Origin of the sequence: Bordetella genomosp. 5, assembly GCF_002261315.1 — a bacterium.
GTDB lineage: Bacteria > Pseudomonadota > Gammaproteobacteria > Burkholderiales > Burkholderiaceae_B > Bordetella.
This window is the reverse complement of the sequence record NZ_NEVP01000011.1, coordinates 62,813-79,450: the sequence shown is the minus strand read 5'-3', so window position 1 is coordinate 79,450 and position 16,638 is coordinate 62,813. Positions and strand designations below refer to the sequence as shown.

Annotated in this window: 13 protein-coding genes; 9 read left to right on the top strand and 4 right to left on the bottom strand. The window is 68.9% G+C overall.

Annotation, left to right across the window (positions count from 1 at the left end):
- Nucleotides 1-30: 30 nt before the first annotated feature.
- The 7 genes from CAL25_RS17450 (at nt 31) to CAL25_RS17420 (ending at nt 7,892) form a co-directional block, all read left to right on the top strand.
- On the top strand, nt 31-789 hold the full coding sequence (locus CAL25_RS17450) for a helix-turn-helix transcriptional regulator (protein WP_094802311.1): 759 nt from the start codon (nt 31-33) through the stop codon (nt 787-789).
- 167 nt (nt 790-956) lie between these two features.
- A complete protein-coding gene (locus CAL25_RS17445) occupies nt 957-1,619 on the top strand; it encodes a helix-turn-helix transcriptional regulator (RefSeq protein WP_094802310.1) in 663 nt (220 codons plus the stop codon).
- 111 nt (nt 1,620-1,730) lie between these two features.
- Nucleotides 1,731-3,134 (top strand): hypothetical protein, encoded by a 1,404-nt coding sequence (locus CAL25_RS17440; RefSeq protein WP_094802309.1) that lies wholly within the window; start codon nt 1,731-1,733, stop codon nt 3,132-3,134.
- Between the two features lie 17 nt (nt 3,135-3,151).
- Nucleotides 3,152-4,609, top strand: coding sequence for a hypothetical protein (locus tag CAL25_RS17435; protein ID WP_094802308.1), 1,458 nt, complete (start codon nt 3,152-3,154; stop codon nt 4,607-4,609).
- Nucleotides 4,610-4,751: 142 nt separating this feature from the next.
- On the top strand, nt 4,752-5,699 hold the full coding sequence (gene epsC / locus CAL25_RS17430) for a serine O-acetyltransferase EpsC (RefSeq protein ID WP_094802307.1): 948 nt from the start codon (nt 4,752-4,754) through the stop codon (nt 5,697-5,699).
- An 82-nt stretch (nt 5,700-5,781) separates the two neighbouring features.
- Complete coding sequence (locus CAL25_RS17425) at nt 5,782-7,014, top strand: MFS transporter (protein ID WP_094802306.1); 1,233 nt, start codon at nt 5,782-5,784, stop codon at nt 7,012-7,014.
- Nucleotides 7,015-7,052: 38 nt separating this feature from the next.
- Nucleotides 7,053-7,892 (top strand): NAD-dependent protein deacetylase, encoded by an 840-nt coding sequence (locus tag CAL25_RS17420; RefSeq protein WP_094802305.1) that lies wholly within the window; start codon nt 7,053-7,055, stop codon nt 7,890-7,892.
- 13 nt (nt 7,893-7,905) lie between these two features.
- On the opposite strand, the gene CAL25_RS17415 is transcribed toward CAL25_RS17420, so the two are convergent.
- From CAL25_RS17415 to CAL25_RS17405, 3 genes are all read right to left on the bottom strand, one after another.
- Nucleotides 7,906-8,757, bottom strand: coding sequence for an inositol monophosphatase family protein (locus CAL25_RS17415; RefSeq protein WP_094802304.1), 852 nt, complete (start codon nt 8,755-8,757; stop codon nt 7,906-7,908).
- A gap of 151 nt (nt 8,758-8,908) precedes the next feature.
- Nucleotides 8,909-10,372, bottom strand: a complete 1,464-nt coding sequence (locus CAL25_RS17410; RefSeq protein ID WP_094802303.1) for an NAD-dependent succinate-semialdehyde dehydrogenase — start codon at nt 10,370-10,372, stop codon at nt 8,909-8,911.
- A gap of 66 nt (nt 10,373-10,438) precedes the next feature.
- Complete coding sequence (locus tag CAL25_RS17405) at nt 10,439-11,701, bottom strand: 4-aminobutyrate--2-oxoglutarate transaminase (protein ID WP_094802302.1); 1,263 nt, start codon at nt 11,699-11,701, stop codon at nt 10,439-10,441.
- A 142-nt stretch (nt 11,702-11,843) separates the two neighbouring features.
- Between CAL25_RS17405 and CAL25_RS17400 the strand changes: the two genes are divergently transcribed.
- On the top strand, nt 11,844-13,376 hold the full coding sequence (locus CAL25_RS17400; RefSeq protein ID WP_432759248.1) for a PLP-dependent aminotransferase family protein: 1,533 nt from the start codon (nt 11,844-11,846) through the stop codon (nt 13,374-13,376).
- Between the two features lie 70 nt (nt 13,377-13,446).
- Here CAL25_RS17400 and CAL25_RS17395 read toward each other — a convergent pair whose 3' ends face one another.
- The gene (locus tag CAL25_RS17395) at nt 13,447-14,364 is read right to left on the bottom strand and encodes a DUF72 domain-containing protein (protein ID WP_094802300.1); all 918 of its coding nucleotides are present in this window, start codon (nt 14,362-14,364) and stop codon (nt 13,447-13,449) included.
- Between the two features lie 120 nt (nt 14,365-14,484).
- On the opposite strand from CAL25_RS17395, the gene CAL25_RS17390 reads away from it, so the two are divergent.
- Nucleotides 14,485-16,626 (top strand): ATP-dependent helicase, encoded by a 2,142-nt coding sequence (locus CAL25_RS17390; RefSeq protein ID WP_094802299.1) that lies wholly within the window; start codon nt 14,485-14,487, stop codon nt 16,624-16,626.
- Nucleotides 16,627-16,638: the final 12 nt, after the last annotated feature.

The window sequence follows — 16,638 nt, the reverse complement described above, 5'->3', positions numbered from 1 at the left end:
GCAACGTTGCCGTCCGAAAAGGTGAGTGCAATGGTCAAGATCGTCCTTTTAGAAGCTCACCCCCTGTTGCGGTTGGGTTTGTGGCAAGTCCTGTCCGAGTTGGATGACGACTGGGAAATCGAGGCGATGGGGGTGGCCGAGCTGGCCGCGCCGCAAGCCCGTCATCGGGAGGCGGATCTCCTGATCTATGGCCTGTGCCAGGATCCGGATCTCGCCACCAGCACCCTGGCCGACATCCATCACGGGCTGCGCCCCAAGAGCCTGCTGCTGCTGGCCGAGTCCACGCCCGTGCCGGCCGCGCTGCTGGCGCAGGCGGGGGGCACGGCCCGCGGGTGCCTGGCGAAGACCTCTCCCGCGTGTGTGCTCGATGCGGCCATCCGCCTCGTGCTTGCCGGGGGGCAGTGTTTTTCGGGCGAACAGGTGATGCCCAACGCGGCAGTGCCCGTCATGCACACCTCGTCGCTGCCGGCGCGCATCGAAGGCGCACGTGCCAGCATGCCGATCTCGGCGGGCGCGCAGTTGTTGCAGATCACGCCGCGCCAATATGAGGTGCTGGTGCTGCTGGCGCGAGGCTATCCGATCAAGACGGTCAGCCGGATGCTCAACATCTCGGTCGCGACGGCCAAGACCCATGCCTGCACGCTCTATCAGCGTCTGCACGTCAAGAACAAGGGCGAAGCCGTCTACGCAGCCCTGCAACGCGGCGCCACGCTCGAGTGGGAATCGTCCACGCCGGCGCTGCCCGCGCGTGATCCCGGCGTGATGCCGGTCTACGCCATGTGCAGGTAGGCCTCTGGCCGGGACGCCATGCGGTCCCGGCCAAAAGAAGTCCGGCCTTCATACTCCTGAACGAGAGGCGCCCGTGAGGTGCGCTGCTAGGATCGATCTCAACGATACCCCCCGGGCCGCCGCAGTGCGCGACGGCCGGCGGGATCGGCCTGCGAGAGGTCCTGCGGATGAGCACGGTGTTGATCGAAGACTATGCCTTGCTGCGCGTGGCGATACAGCACGTGCTGCGGGATGCCGGTCTGGGCGAGGATCTGGCCTCGGGCGAGCTGTCGCAGCTCGAGGCGCTGCGCAACACGAGCGTGCATCCGGTCGAGCTGCTGCTTTTCGGCGGCAGCACGCACGCGGACCACGATGTGACGGCGCTCGCGTCGGTGCTCGATGTGCTCGCGCCGCGCCGCGTGCTGGTGCTCTACGCCGAATTCGAGGCCGCGCTGATGGCGGCGGCGGTGCGTGCGGGCGCGGCCGGTTATGTCTCCAAGTCACTCAGTCCGGCCGCCCTGTCCGCGGCGGTACGCCTCGTGCTCGCGGGCGGCGAGTGCTATCCCATGCCGACGCGCACGGCGCCGGCGCGGCGGCCATCCGCACCGCCCGACGCTCCCACACGGCTCACGCAGCGCCAGGAGGAAATCCTGCGGCTCATGGTGCGCGGCAAGACCATGCGGGAAATCAGCCGCGAGGTCGGCACATCGGTGGCCACGGTCAAGTCTCATGCGCGCACGCTTTACTGGAAATTGAATGCGCGTAACCAGGCCGCGGCCGCCTTCACCGCCGTCAACCTTGGGCTCGTCCCCGGTCTGGATGATGACCAGGATGACGAAAGCTCCCCCTGATGGCGGGGCAGCACACCAGAGTTCATCCTTCTGCCCGACTGCGGGTATGCGCAAAATTGGCTGGAATACCTCTGACGCGGTGCGCCGTACGTGCCGCGGGGGGAGTTCAGCATGACAGAGACACCTGGAGTCGCCGCGCGCCTGGGCGCGCGGGCCGTGTTCCGCGACGGTGAGATTCGCGGCGCGATGCCGCAGTCGATCGACGCGGTGTTCACACACGCCTTGGGCACGGCCATCGGGCTGCGGGCGCGCGAGGCGCGTTTCGGCGCCGTGGTCATCGGCCGCGATGCCACGCTGGCCAGCGTCGAGCTGGCCGCCGCGATGCAGGCCGGGATGCGCGCCGCCGGCGTCGACGTGATCGACATCGGCATGGCGACCAGCCCCATGGCCTGCTATGCCACGCGTCTCATGGACTGCGGCGTGGGCGTGAGCGTGTGCACGAGCGATTCGCCGATGCCGCGCGCTTCGATCAAGGTGATGTGGGATGGCCTGCCCCTGCAGGGCGACGGGCTCCTGGCGCTGCGCGCGCTGATGCACGAGTCGCCCTCGCTGCCCGCGCCCGGCGCGCGGCGCGCGCTCAATCTGCTGCCCTGCTATCTGGCCCGCGTCACGGCGGATCTGCGGCTCGCGCGGCCGATCAAGGTGGCCATCGATTGCGGCCAGGGCGCGACGGCGCACGTGGCGCCGGCGCTGTTGCGCGCCATCGGCTGCGACGTCACGGTGCTGTTCGAGCAGACCCAGCCGGGCACCGCGCCTCCGCATCCCGCGCACCCGACGGCCTGGCAGAACTTGCAGGACCTCGTGTACTGCCTGCGTTATTCGGATTGTGAGCTGGGCATTGCGTTCGACGGGGACGGCGACCGCATGGCGGTGGTGAGCAAGCGCGGCCTGGTGATCACGCCCGATCAGGTCATGATGCTGCTCGTGCCTTCCGTGCTCGCGCGGCATGCCCGCGGCATGGTGCTGCACGACGCGCGCACCAGCCTGGGTCTGGCGCGCGTGGTGGCGCGCGCGGGCGGGGAGTCCGCGCCCTGGCGCGGCGATCCCGCGTCGATGAAGACCCGCATGCAGGCCGTCGGCGCGCTGCTCGGCGTGGACCTGAGCGGGCGCCATTATTTCCGCGACCGCTGGTACGGCTACGACGACGCCGTCTATGCGGCCGCGCGGCTGCTCGAGTGCCTGTCGGCGTGGCCCGAAACGGACCATGCGCTGGCGACGTTGCCGGCCTCGTTCCGGGCGCCGGTGCTGCGCATCGATATGCCGGCCGCCGACATTACCGCGCTGCTCGCGCGGCTGCGCAGTCAGGCCAAGTTCGATCAGGCGCGCCGGATCTCCTATGTGGATGGCGTGCGGGTGGAGTACGAGGACGCGTTCGCGGTCCTGCGCGCGAGCCGCTACGACGGCGCGCTGGTGCTCGAGGCCGAGGGCAGCACGCAGTCCATGGTCGCGCGCGTGCGGCAGGCCCTGCTGCAGGCCGCCGCCCAGATCGCTCCCCCGCTCGCGGCCTATCTTTGAAGCAGGCAGGAGACACCATGAGTCATCAAGAAGACATACAGCGCGTGCCGGCCTGCTGGTCGCATTTTCTGCGGGCGGCCCACGGGGCGAGTCTGGATTCGCGCATGCTGCGCGTGCTCGAACCCGCCGGCATTTCCGTGGATCTCGCGCTGCAGCCGGGCTCGCCCGCGCTCACGATGGCGGGCCTCGGTCTGCTGGCCGCCTGTGGCATCGAGAACGCCGACGGCAGCGGCCGCTGCGCGCCCGCGCTGCCGCGCGCCACGACCGCGTTGCGCAGCGCCGAAGGCACGGCGCCCGTTGGCACGGCGCCCGTTGGCACGGCGCCCGAGGGTGAGCTGTTGGCGCGGCTGCGCGCCTGGGTCGAGCTGGCCGACGCGCGGCTCGATGCCCGCCATGTGCTGTTGCTGGGCGAAGGCTCGCTGGACTGCGGTCTGCGCAGCGTGCTGCACGCCTTGTCGGATCAGATGAGCCGGCGCCGCCTGCACTGCGCGGGTCCTTGCGGCGGCGGCTTCGGCAGTGGCGCCGACGCCCGTCATGCGGTCGTGGTGCTGGGCAGTCATTCCTTTTCGGATGCGCGCACCCGGCTGGAGCTCGAGCAGGCGCGCGACTGGCTGCGGCGCGCGGGCGTGGCGGATCCGGCGGCCCGCATCGTGGCGGTGACGGCGGACCCCGCGGCCGCGCGCGCGGCCGGCATCGCGAGCGCGCAGATATTCGTCGTGCCGCCCGAGCTGCCGCCGCGGCATGCCTGGTGGGCCCTGGTTCCGCTGGTGCTGGGCCTGTGCGGCGGCTGGACCCTGTGGCTGCAGCTTTGTGCCGGCGCGGCGGCGATGGACCAGCACGTGGCCCAGGCGCCGCTGTTGCGCAACGCACCCGTGCAGATGGCCCTGGCCAGCCTGGCCCGGGCCGGCGCGCGGGGGGGCGCCACCTGGCACATCGCGGTGTGCGGGCAGGCGCTGGCGATGATTCCCAACTACGTGCAGCAGCTCAATATGGGCGATCCGGCCGGCCTGGCCGCCGGCCCCGTGGTCTGGAGCCTGCCGCCCGCCGTGACCGCGTCGGGCTGGCTCGAACGCCACCCGGAGGGCGCACCGGTCGATTTCGTGGCGCTGCTCGATGACCCGCGCGCCAGCGGCACGCATGGCGCCGAGCTGGCCGAGTGCCTAGCGGAGCGCCGGTTGCTGAGCCTGCGCCAGCCGGTGCGCCCGTCGACGCTCATCATGTTGCCCCGGCCCGATGCGCGCAGCCTGGGCGCATTGCTGGCGCTGTATGAGCATCACAACACCCTGTTCGAATCGGTGCTGGGCCGGGTGCACGGCTGCGACGGGGCGGGGCCGGTGCGCCGCCGGCTGGCGGCCGAGATCGAACGGCAGCTGGGCGTGCCGGCACGCGCGGGCGCGGTCGACTGGCATCACGACGCCTCCACCGGCTACTGGATCGACCGGTATCGCCACACCGCCGCGGCGGCGCGCGGATAACCCCGCCGCCATGTCGGACGCCCTGCGCGTCGCGGCTGGCAACGGTTACAGTTGACCCCGTGCGTGCCGCTCGCGGCACCGGTCATTCATGAGGTCACACCATGTCAGTTCAGCCGAATCCGGCTCACGCCCGGAGCCTGCCGTGAGCGGCGCGTCGCGGTTTCCGACCGCTCACTGGAATCTCGACGGCATCGTCTCCGGCCTGCGTGCCGCCCGCCACGAGTGGCGCGGGCCGCGCGGCCGGCTGCGCGAAGAGTCCGGCGGGCGCGAGTTCCCTTCTCAAGAGAGCCTGCGCGACATCCTTAACCAGCTTCGTGGCGCCTTGTTTCCGATGCGGCTGGGCCCGATCGACCTGCGCGAGGAGGTCGAGGATTTCTACGTAGGGCATACCATCGGCGCGGCGCTCGATGCGCTGTTGCATCAGGTCTGTCTGGAGTTTCAGCATCTGGCGCGTGACGAGCCGGTGCCGTTCGAGCAGACCATGCAGCGTGCGGTGGAACTGGTGCGCCAGTTCGGCGCGGCGCTGCCGCAGGTGCGCAAGGCCCTGGACCTCGACGTGACCGCCGCCTACCAGGGCGATCCGGCCGCCCGCAGTGTCGACGAGGTGCTGCTGTGCTATCCGGGCGTGACGGCGATGATCCATCATCGGCTGGCCAACGTGCTGTATCGCCTGGGCGCGCCGATGCTGGCGCGCATCGTGGCCGAAATCGCGCATGCCGAGACCGGTATCGACATCCATCCCGGCGCCACCGTCGGCCGCAGCTTCTTCATCGACCACGGCACCGGCGTGGTGATCGGCGAGACCGCCATCATCGGCGACCGGGTGCGGCTCTATCAGATGGTGACCCTGGGCGCCAAACGCTTTCCGCCTGGCGAGAACGGCGAGCTCAAGAAGGGGCTGCCGCGCCACCCCATCATCGAAGACGATGTGGTGATCTATGCGGGCGCAACCATCCTGGGCCGCATTACGATCGGGCAGGGCTCGACCATCGGCGGTAATGTCTGGCTCACGCGCAGCGTGGCCGCGCACAGCAATGTCACCCAGGCCAGCCTGGTGAGCGACACGCCCGACTGCGGTCTGGGCGGCTGAGATCGCGTTGCGAGGCGCTCGCGCTTCGCAACGTCTCGAATGAGGAGAGGCCGGCCATCGCGCCGGCCGGGGGAACACGACAATGAATACCGCGACGAAGCGCGCCGCGTCGATCTGGCCGGTGGTGCTGGCGGCGGGCATCGTGCTGGGCCTGTCCCTGGGACAGCGGCACAGCTCGGGTCTGTATCAGCTGCCGGTGGTCGAGGCTTTCGGCCTCACCCGCGAGACTTTCTCTTTCGCCATCGCGGTGCAGAACATCGTGTGGGGACTGGCGCAACCGTTTTCGGGCTATCTGGCCGACCGCTTCGGCACGGCGCGGGTCGTGTTCGGCGGCGCGCTGCTTTACGTGGCTGGCGTGGCCCTCACCACGATGTCGGATGGCCGGCTCAGCCTGACGCTGTCGGCCGGGGTGCTGATCGGCCTGGGCCTGGCCGGCACGGCCTGGACGGTCAACGGGGCGGTGGGGCGCAAGGTGCCCGCAGAGATGCGTTCGCGCGCGCTCGGTGCGGTTTCGGCCATGGGGGCGCTCGGGCAGTTCGTGATGCTGCCCCTCGGCATGTTCCTGATCGGCGTGTTCGGCTGGCAGGGCGCGCTGCTCGCCTGCGCGGTCCTGCTGGCGACCATGGCGCCGCTCGCGTTGCTGCTGCGTGAACCGCGCGCCGCCCCGGCGGGCGAACCCGCGCCGGTGACTCCCGCGCCGGTCACGCCGGCGCCCGTGCCGATTCGCCAGGCGCTGGGCAACCGCGACCTCTGGCTGCTGTGGCTGGGATTCATGGCCTGCGGCTTTCACCTCGCGTTCATCGCCACGCACCTGCCCGCCTATCTGTCCGACCACGGAATCGGTGGCGGCACCGCGGCGCTGGCGCTGGGGCTGGTGGGCCTGTTCAACATCGCCGGCACCTTCTTTTTCGGCATGATGGGCGAACGCCACACCAAGAAGTACGTGCTCGCCATGTTGTATGTGGCGCGTACCGCCGTCATCACGATCTATTTCCTGGTGCCGGTGAGCGTGGTGTCGACCCTCGTCTTCGCCTGCGCGATGGGTTTCCTGTGGCTCGGCACGGCGCCGGTCACCACCGGCCTGGTGGCGCATCTCTTCGGCCTGAAGTCGCTGTCCACGCTGTTCGGTGTGGTGTTTCTCGGCCACCAGGTGGGCAGTTTCCTCGGCGTGTGGCTGGGCGGCGTGCTGTTCGAGCTCACCGGCTCGTATGATCCGGTGTGGCTGCTGTCGATCGCCATCGGGCTCTTCTCGGCGGCCATGCATCTGCCCGTGCGCGAGCAGCGCCCGCTGCTTGCCGTGCCCGCGGCGCGCTAGCCCGCGCGGCGTTGTTCGGGCGTGTCTCCGGAGCTGATATGGATGTGGCCTTGCCTCAGATCGATGCGTTGCGCGACTTCGTGCAGGCGCATCGCCGCCTTTTCGTCCTGACCGGGGCGGGCTGCAGCACGCCGTCGGGCATCCCGGACTACCGCGATGCCGCGGGCGCCTGGAAGCGCCGGCCGCCGATCGATTTCCAGACGTTCATGGGCAGCGAGCTGGCCCGCGCCCGCTACTGGGCGCGCGGCATGGTGGGGTGGCGCCGTTTCGGCCACATGCAGCCCAACGCCGCGCACCACGCGCTGGCGCGGCTCGAGCGCGAAGGCCATGTCGAGCTCCTCGTGACCCAGAACGTCGACGGGCTGCACGAGGCGGCCGGCAGCCGCGAGGTGATCGATCTGCACGGCCGCATGGATGCCGTGCGTTGCCTGCAATGCGATTGGCGCGGCGAGCGGCAGGCCTGGCAGGACGCGCTCGAAGCCCGCAATCCCACCTGGCTGCATCTCGATGCCGACGATGCACCGGACGGCGACGCGGACCTCGAAGACGTGGATTTCAGCCTGTTCGAAGTCCCGGCCTGTCCGCGCTGCGGCGGCATCGTCAAACCCGATGTGGTGTTCTTCGGCGAGCTGGTGCCGCGCGAGCGCACCGAGCGTGCTTATGCGGCACTCGGCCGTGCCGATGCGGTGCTGGTGGTGGGCTCGTCGCTGATGGTGCACTCCGGCTACCGCTATGTGCAGCACGCCGCGCAGGAGGGTCTGCCGGTCGCGGCCGTGAACCTCGGCCGCACGCGCGCGGATGCCTTGATCGGCCTGAAGATCCAGCAGCCCTGTGACGTGGTGCTGGGCACGCTATGGCCGGCGGCGCCGCCGGCCTAGCGGCAGCGCCAGCTCAGACCGCGGGTACGTCGTCGCTGCCGAACAGCGCGCGCCGCGCCGCATGCCAGCTGCCCGCGTCGGGCGCGTAGAGCAGGCCACCGCCACGATGCGTGGGCTTGTAGGGCGAGCCATCGAAGTGCGCGCAATAACCGCCCGCCTCGCGGTGCAGCAGCCAGCCGGCGGCGTGGTCCCACGGCATGAGCTTGTTGTAGAACAGCAGATGCGTGTGGCCCGACGCGGCCAGGCGATACTCGTGCGCGGCGCAACGCAGATACGCGGTGGCGGCGAGTTGCGCCTGATTGGCGTTGACCGTGGCGCGGATATCGGGCGGCAGGCTGCCCGTCGCGATGATGCCGTCCATGTCTTCGACCGGCACGGGATCCGCCACGCGCAGCGGCTCCTGCGTTCCATTCTCGTGTTCGAACCAGGCGCCTTCGCCACGCAGCGCGACGGCGGCATCGCGCCCGATGGGATCGTAGATGATGCCCGCCATGACGTCGCCGCGGTGGCAGGCCGCGACCATCATGCCGAAGAGCGGCAGGCCCGCCACGAAATTGCGCGTGCCGTCGATCGGATCGATCAGGAAGGCCAGGTCCGCATCGACCAGCATGTTGAGCAGCGCCGGATTGAGGGTCGTCGCTTCTTCGCCGATCATGACCGCGCCAGGGAACAGCTTGCTCAGCCGCGCGGTGATGAAACGTTCCGCGCCTTCGTCGGCATCGGTGACCAGATCACGGGGTGAAGACTTGCCCCGCACGGCCTGCGCGGGCAGGTTGCGAAAGCGCGGCAGGATCTCGGCCTGCGCGGCCTCGGCCAGAATGGCGATGATGCGACGCAGATCGTCGCGAGTCAGCGTGCGGCTCATAGTTGCATTTGGATTTGGTGGAACGCGCAATCTAGCATGATGTTTGCCCCCACGCTGCGCGGCTTTCTTGCAGGGGCCGATCATTCTTGCGGGCACCAAACAAAACGGCCGGCAACACGTGCCGGCCGTTTTTCCCACGCGAACAAACGGGTCAGGCGCCCAGGTCTACGCAGAGGTACTTGAGCTCGAGGTAGTCTTCGATGCCGTACTTCGAGCCTTCGCGGCCGAGGCCGGATTGCTTGACGCCGCCGAAGGGACCGACTTCGTTCGAGATCAGGCCGGTGTTGATGCCGACGATGCCGTATTCCAGCGCTTCCGACACGCGCCAGATGCGGGCGTAGTCGCGCGAGAAGAAGTAGGCGGCCAGGCCGAAGATCGTGTCGTTCGCCATGCCGATGACTTCGTCTTCGCGCTCGAACTTGAAGAGCGGGGCCACGGGGCCGAAGGTCTCTTCGCTGGCGAAGCGCATCGATTGCGTCACGTCGCGCACGACGGTGGGCTCGAAGAAGTTGCCGCCCAGCTTGTGCGGCTTGCCACCGGCGATGACCTTGGCGCCCTTGTCGGTCGCGTCGGCGATGTGTTCCTTGACCTTGGCGATCGCGGCGTCGTCGATCAGCGGGCCCTGCGTCACGCCGGATTCGAAGCCATCGCCCACCTTCATGGCGTTGACCTTCTCGACCAGGCGCTTGGCGACTTCTTCGTAGACGCCGGCCTGCACATAGATGCGGTTGGCGCACACGCAGGTCTGGCCGGCGTTGCGATACTTCGATGCCAGAATGCCGTCGACCGCGCGGTCGAGATCGGCGTCGTCGAACACGATGAAGGGCGCGTTGCCGCCCAGCTCGAGCGACAGCTTCTTGATGGTCGGCGCGCACTGTTCCATCAGCGTGCGGCCCACTTCGGTGGAGCCGGTGAAGCTGAGCTTGCGCACGACGTCGCTCTCGCACAGCGCACCGCCGATATCGCGCGAGCTGCCGGTGATGACGTGGAACACGCCGGCCGGCACGCCGGCTTCTTCGGCCAGCACGGCCAGCGCCAGCGCGGTGAGCGGCGTCTGTTGGGCGGGCTTGACCACCATGGTGCAACCGGCGGCCAGCGCGGGGCCGACCTTGCGGGTGATCATCGCGGCCGGGAAGTTCCAGGGCGTGATGGCGGCGGTGACGCCGATGGGCTGCTTGAGCACCATCAGGCGCTGACCGGCCTTGGGGCTGGTCAGGACGTCGCCGTCGATGCGCTTGGCTTCTTCGGAGAACCACTCGAGGAAGGACGCGGCGTAGGCGATTTCGCCGGCGGCTTCGGGGTGGGGCTTGCCCTGCTCCGAGGTCATGATGGTGGCCAGGTCTTGCTGGTTCGCCATCATCAGGTTGGCCCACTTCAGCAGGATCGCGGCGCGTTCCTTGCCGGTCTTGGCGGACCAGGCGGGCAGCGCGCGCTCGGCGGCGGCGATGGCCTGTTCGGTTTCCTTGCGGCCCAGCTTGGGCACGGACACGATGGTCTTGCCCGTCGAGGGGTTGTCCACCGGAATGCTGGCGCCGGAGGCGGCCACCCACTTGCCGTCGATGTAGCAGGCTTCGCGCAGCAGGTCGGGGCGCGCGAGCGTCTTGGTCAAGGACATGAAATTCTCCTTTGAAAACAAACGCGGGGTGGGAGCACCCACCCCGCGCGTCGTGTCAGATGTCGATCAGGCGACCAGTGCGTCGGCCAGGATGTCCAGGGCGCGATCGAACTGGGCGTCCGGAATCGTCAGCGGATACAGGAAGCGCAGGACGTTGCCATACACACCGCAGCTTAGCAGGATGAGGCCACGCTCGATGGCCTTCTGCTGAACGCGCTTGACGGCTTCGGCGTCGGGCTTGCCGTCGGCATCGTTGAGCTCCACCGCGACCATCGAGCCCAGGCCACGCACGTCGGCGATGGCGGGGACCTTGGTACGCAGGGCTTCCATGCGGTCTTTCAGGCGGCGGCCGAGCGTTTCGGCGCGTTCGCACAGCTTCTCTTCTTCGATCACGTCGAGCACGGCGTGCGCGGCGGCGACGGCCAGCGGGTTGCCGGCGTAGGTGCCGCCGAGGCCGCCCGCGGCCGGGCCGTCCATCACGTCGGCGCGGCCGACCACGCCCGAGATCGGCATGCCGCCGCCCAGGCTCTTGGCCATCGTGATGAGGTCCGCCTGGACCGAGTGATGTTGCATGGCGAACAGCTTGCCGGTGCGGGCGAAGCCGGTCTGCACTTCGTCGGCGATCAGCATGATGCCGTGCTCGTCGCACACCTTGCGCAGCGCGACGAACAGCTCCGGCGGGGTCACGTTGAAGCCGCCTTCACCTTGCACGGGCTCGATGATGATCGCGGCCACGCGCTTCGGATCGATGTCGACCTTGAAGAGCAGATCCAGCGCCTTGAGCGAATCAGCCACGCTGATGTCCTGGGTGGCGTTGGGGAAGGGCACGTGGAACACGTCGGCCGGCATCGGGCCGAAGGACAGCTTGTACGGAGCGACCTTGCCGGTCAGCGCCATGCCCATCATCGTGCGGCCATGGAACGAGCCGGAGAAGGCGATGACGCCCGAGCGGCCGGTGGCGGCACGCGCGATCTTCACGGCGTTTTCGACGGCTTCGACGCCCGTGGTGAAGAAGGCGGTCTTCTTCAGGCCTTCGATCGGGGCCAGCGCGTTGATGCGCTCGGCCAGGGCGACGTAGCCCTCGTAAGGCACGATCTGGTAGGCGGTGTGCGTGAAGTTGTCGAGCTGGGCGGCGATCGCGGCCTTGACCTTGGGGTGACGGTGGCCGGTGTTCAGCACGGCGATGCCGCCGGCGAAGTCGATGTATTCCTTGCCTTCCGCATCCCACAGCGTCGAGTTTTCGGCGCGCACGGCGTAGAAGTCACACATCACGCCCACGCCACGGGGAGTGGCGAGCGCACGGCGGGTATTCAGATCACGATTTTTCATTACGGCCTCGAATGGCAGCAGGGACGGCGCCGCGGTCGCGGCAGACAGGATTCGTATCGCCCGACAGGGCGGGGATGGCGATACTTTAATGCTAAGATGGCCCCATCCGTAGGAACCACTTTTACAAATCAGGTAGAACCAATTGAGGTCCATCGTCGGCGACATGCTGCAGCTCAGGCTCGGGGACGTAACCGACGGGCCGATGAACCAGCGGCTCTACCGCGCGCTGCGCGAGGCCATCCTCGATGGCACGCTCGCCGGCGACACCCGGCTGCCGGCCTCGCGCGATCTCGCCACCGAGCTCGCCATCGCGCGCAACACGGTGGTCCACGTCTATAGCCAGCTGCAGGCCGAGGGCTACACGCGCAGCCGGCAGGGCAACGGCACCTTCGTGACCGACACGCTGCCCGACACCTTTTTGTCGGCCGGCCGCAGCAAACGGCACACCGATGTGCCGCGCGGGCACGCGGCGTTGTCCGAGCGCGGCGCGCGCATCGTGCACGGCGCCTCCGCCTCGCCGTTTCAGTGGGGCGCGTTCATGCCGGGCGTGCCGGACGTGACCGAGTTTCCGCATCGCAAGTTCGGCCGCATCTTCAGCGCACTCTGGCGCAAGCCCACCCCCGATCTGCTGACCTACGCCTATGGCGGCGGGCTGCCCGCCCTGCGCGAGGCGCTGGCGCAATACCTCGCGCTGACGCGCTCGGTCGATTGCGATCCCGACCAGATCATCATCACCGAAGGCTCGCACCAGGCCATCGATCTCACCACCCGCATGCTGGGCGGCGCGGGCGACACGGCCTGGATCGAGAATCCCGGCTATTGGGGCGCGCGCACGGTGCTCACCGCCAACGGGATTCGCACCGAAGGGCTGCCGGTGGACGAGGAGGGCATGCGCCTGCCCAGCGAGCCGGTGGCGGTGCCGCCGCGGTTCATTTTCGTGACGCCGTCGCATCAGTATCCGCTCGGCTCGGTGATGTCGCTGGCGCGCCGGCGCCAGCTGCTGGCCCTGGCGCGGGGCTGGGGCAGCTGGATCATCGAAGACGACTACGACAGCGAGTTCCGTTTCTCGGGCCGCCCGATTTCATCGCTGCAGGGCCTGGAGGCCGATGCGCCGGTGATCTACATGGGCACGTTCAGCAAGACGCTGTATCCCGGTCTGCGCGTGGGCTATCTGGTGTTGCCCAAGATGCTCGCGCCGGCCTTCCAGGCGGCCCACGCCGAGCTCTATCGCGAGGGCCATCTGATGACGCACGCGGCGCTCGCCACGTTCATCTCCGAAGGCCATTATGCGGCGCACATCCGTCGCATGCGCATGCTGTACGGGCGCCGCCGCGCCATTCTGGTGAACCTGATCGACCGCCGGCTGGGCGCTGGCTGGCTGCATCGCGACTCGAGCGATGCGGGGCTGCACCTGGTGCTGAACCTGCCACCCGACATGGACGACTCCGCCGTGGTCGACGTGGCGCGCGAGCGGGGCGTGCTCACGCGTGCGCTGTCGCGCTACTACACGGCCGGCGAGCCCGTGCGCCACGGCCTGCTGCTGGGGTATGCCTGCGTTCCGGAGAACCAGATCGCACGCAAGTTCGAGATCGTGCTGGACAGCCTTGCCGAGGTGGCGCGCCGCGGGCCCGCGCCACGCGCCGACGCACCGGCGGCCGCGCGTACCGCGGCGTAGCGCCGCGCCCGCGCCGCGTTTGCGCCGGGCTTGTGCCGCGCTTGCGCCGCGCTTGTGCCGGGGCTGGCCGTCACACCGGCTGCAACGCGAGCGCGCGATTCAGATTGGCCGCATTCGTCATGCCCTGGTCCTGGTAATTGGTGTTGAGCACCACATGCGTCTGCTGCGTGCGCCGCGACAGCTCGGCGATGCGGCGGGCCAGGTCCGCGATCTCTTCGGGCGAATACTCATACTGAAAGCGCGACGACGACGCCCCGGCGCGATTGTTCCAGGCCGCGCTGTTGCGGCCATGCAGGCGCACCAGCGCCAGCGCGTCGTGACTGGCTTCCCAGATGTCGGGCACGGTGTTGTCGAAGCCCTGCGGCGCATCGACGACCGTGTGCACCACGCCGAGCTCGCGTTCGAAGGCGAGCGTGTCGCGGCACGCCGCGGCGCCGTCGAACCAGCTGCGATGGCGAAACTCCACGCTGGTCAGCACGTCGCTCGCGTGCCGGACCGCGGCCTGCACGCGCGCCCGGCCCCGCGCATCGCGCCGCACCCACGGCGCGAACTGCAGATGCAGCGCGCCGAACTGGCCAGACTGGCGCAACGGCTCGAGCGCGATCAACTGCCGTTGCCACAGCTCGCGCATCCAGTCGTCGGGAATCTGGTTGTCGTACAGCACGGCATCGCGCGGGGCGTCATCGAGCGCCAGGTCGCGCCGCATCTCGCGCGGCAGCGCCGCCACCGGCGTGGCATGGCCGGTGAACAGCCGGAAGGCCTTGATGTTGAACACAAAACCGGGCGGTGTGCGCTGCGTCCAGGTGTGGGTCAGGGTGGGGTCGGGCAGGGCGTAGAACCCCGCGTCGGCCTCGACCATCCTGAAGCGCGAGGCGTAGAAACGCAGCCGGCTGGCGGCGTCGCGGGCGTCGTGCGGATAGAAGCGCCCGCACGCCAGCAGGGTGGGGTCGGTCCAGGAGGCGGTGCCGGTGAAGATGCGATGCGACATGTCGATGAAATGAGCCGGCCGGGCAGGCCCGGCGAGGGCGATTCCGGGCGGCGGCGCGTTTTCCGTTATTCTGTATAAATATACAGTTGTATTGCCGTCCGTCTTTCCTGCCTACCGCTCATGTCCGACCCCGCCTCGCCGGCCGCCTCCGGCCTGCCCCCCGTTCCTGCCCCCGACCTCCCCGGTCAGCATGCGCCCGATCCTCTGGCCGAGCTCAACGCCGAGCAGCGCGCGGCCGCCGAGTTCGGCGTGCAGCCCGGCGCGGCGCCGGGCCAGGCACTGCTGGTGATCGCCGGCGCCGGGTCCGGCAAGACCAACACGCTGGCGCACCGGGTGGCCCATCTGATCCAGAACGGCGCCGATCCGCAACGCCTGCTGCTGCTCACCTTTTCGCGCCGCGCCGCGCAGGAAATGGAGCGCCGCATCGGCGGCGTGCTGCGCAAGATCATGCGGCTGGGCGCGTCGCAGCATGCGCCTTCGCTGCCCTGGGCCGGCACCTTTCACAGCGTGGGCGCGCGGCTGCTGCGCGATTGCGCGCATCGTATCGGGCTGGCCGAGGCGTTCACGGTGCATGACCGCGCCGACGCCGAAGACCTGATGGGCATGGTGCGCCACGAGCTCGGGCTGTCGGCCACGCAGAATCGCTTTCCGCTCAAGGGCACCTGCCTGTCGATCTACTCGCGCGTGATCAATAGTCAGTTGCCCCTGGGCGAGGTGCTGGCGCAGGCGTTTCCGTGGTGCGCCCAATGGGAGGCCGAGCTCAAGCGCCTGTTCCAGGGATACATGGCGGCCAAGCAGGACCAGCAGATCCTGGATTACGACGATCTCTTGCTGTACTGGTCGGAGATGATGCAGGAGCCCGCGCTGGCGGCCGACATCGGCGCGCGCTTCGATCATGTCCTGGTCGATGAGTACCAGGACACCAACCGGCTCCAGTCCTCGATCCTGCTGGCCATGAAGCCCGACGGGCGCGGCCTGACCGTGGTGGGCGACGACGCACAGTCGATCTATGGCTTTCGCGCGGCCACCGTGCGCAATATCCTCGATTTTCCGCAGCAGGTAGGCGCGGGCGCGCACGTCATCACGCTGGAGCGCAACTACCGCTCCACGCAGCCCATTCTCGACGCCTCCAACGCGGTGATCGCCCTGGCGCCCGAGCGCTATGCCAAAGAGCTCTGGACCGATCGTGCGTCGAGCCAGCGGCCCGAGCTCGTGAGCGTGAGCGACGAGGCGGGCCAGGCCCGCTGGATCGCCGACCAGGTGCTGGCGCGCCGCGAAGAAGGGCAGACGCTCAAATCGCAGGCCGTGCTGTTTCGTACGGCCAGCCATAGCGCCGCGCTCGAGCTCGAGCTCACGCGGCGCAACATTCCCTTCGTGAAATTCGGCGGTCTGCGCTTTCTCGAGGCGGCGCACATCAAAGACCTGCTCTCGCTGTTGCGCTGGGCCGAGAACCCGCGTTCGCGCATGGCGGGCTTTCGCGTGACGCAGCTGGTGCCGGGCGTGGGGCCCGCCACCGCGGGCAAGCTGATGGATGCGCTGGCCGAGTCCGCCGACCCCGTGGCCACGCTGGCCGCGTTCAAGGTGCCGTCGGCCGCGGCCGACGACTGGCAGGCGCTGGTGCAGGCATACACCCGGCTGCGTTCGCCGCAGCTCGGCTGGCCCGCCGATGTGGAGGTGGCGTTGGGCTGGTATGGCGAGCTGCTCGAGCGCCTGTTCGACGATGCCCGCGTGCGGCGCGCCGATCTCGAGCAGCTGCAGCGCCTGGCGGGGGGCTATCCCAGCCGCGAGCGCTTTCTCACCGAGCTCACGCTCGATCCGCCCTCGGCCACGAGCGACGAGTCGGGTACGCCGCTGCTCGACGAAGACTACATGATCCTCTCGACCATTCATTCGGCCAAAGGCCAGGAATGGAAGGCCGTGTATCTGCTCAATGCGGTCGACGGCTGCATTCCTTCGGACATGTCCACCGACACGGCGGAAGAGATCGAAGAAGAGCGGCGCCTGCTGTATGTGGCCATGACGCGGGCCCGCGAGCGCCTGCAGGTGATCGTGCCGCAGCGCTTTTATGTCCACAACCAGACGGGCATGGGCGACAAGCATGTGTACGGCGCGCGCACGCGCTTCATCACCGATGCCATGCTGCCGCTCTTCGAACATCTGCCGCATCCGCCCGCCCTGCCGTTCGATCGTGGCCGCGGTCTGGGCGCCACCGGCGCGCCCGCGATCGACGTGGGTCAACGTCTACGCAAGCTGTTCTCCTGAGCTATCATGACT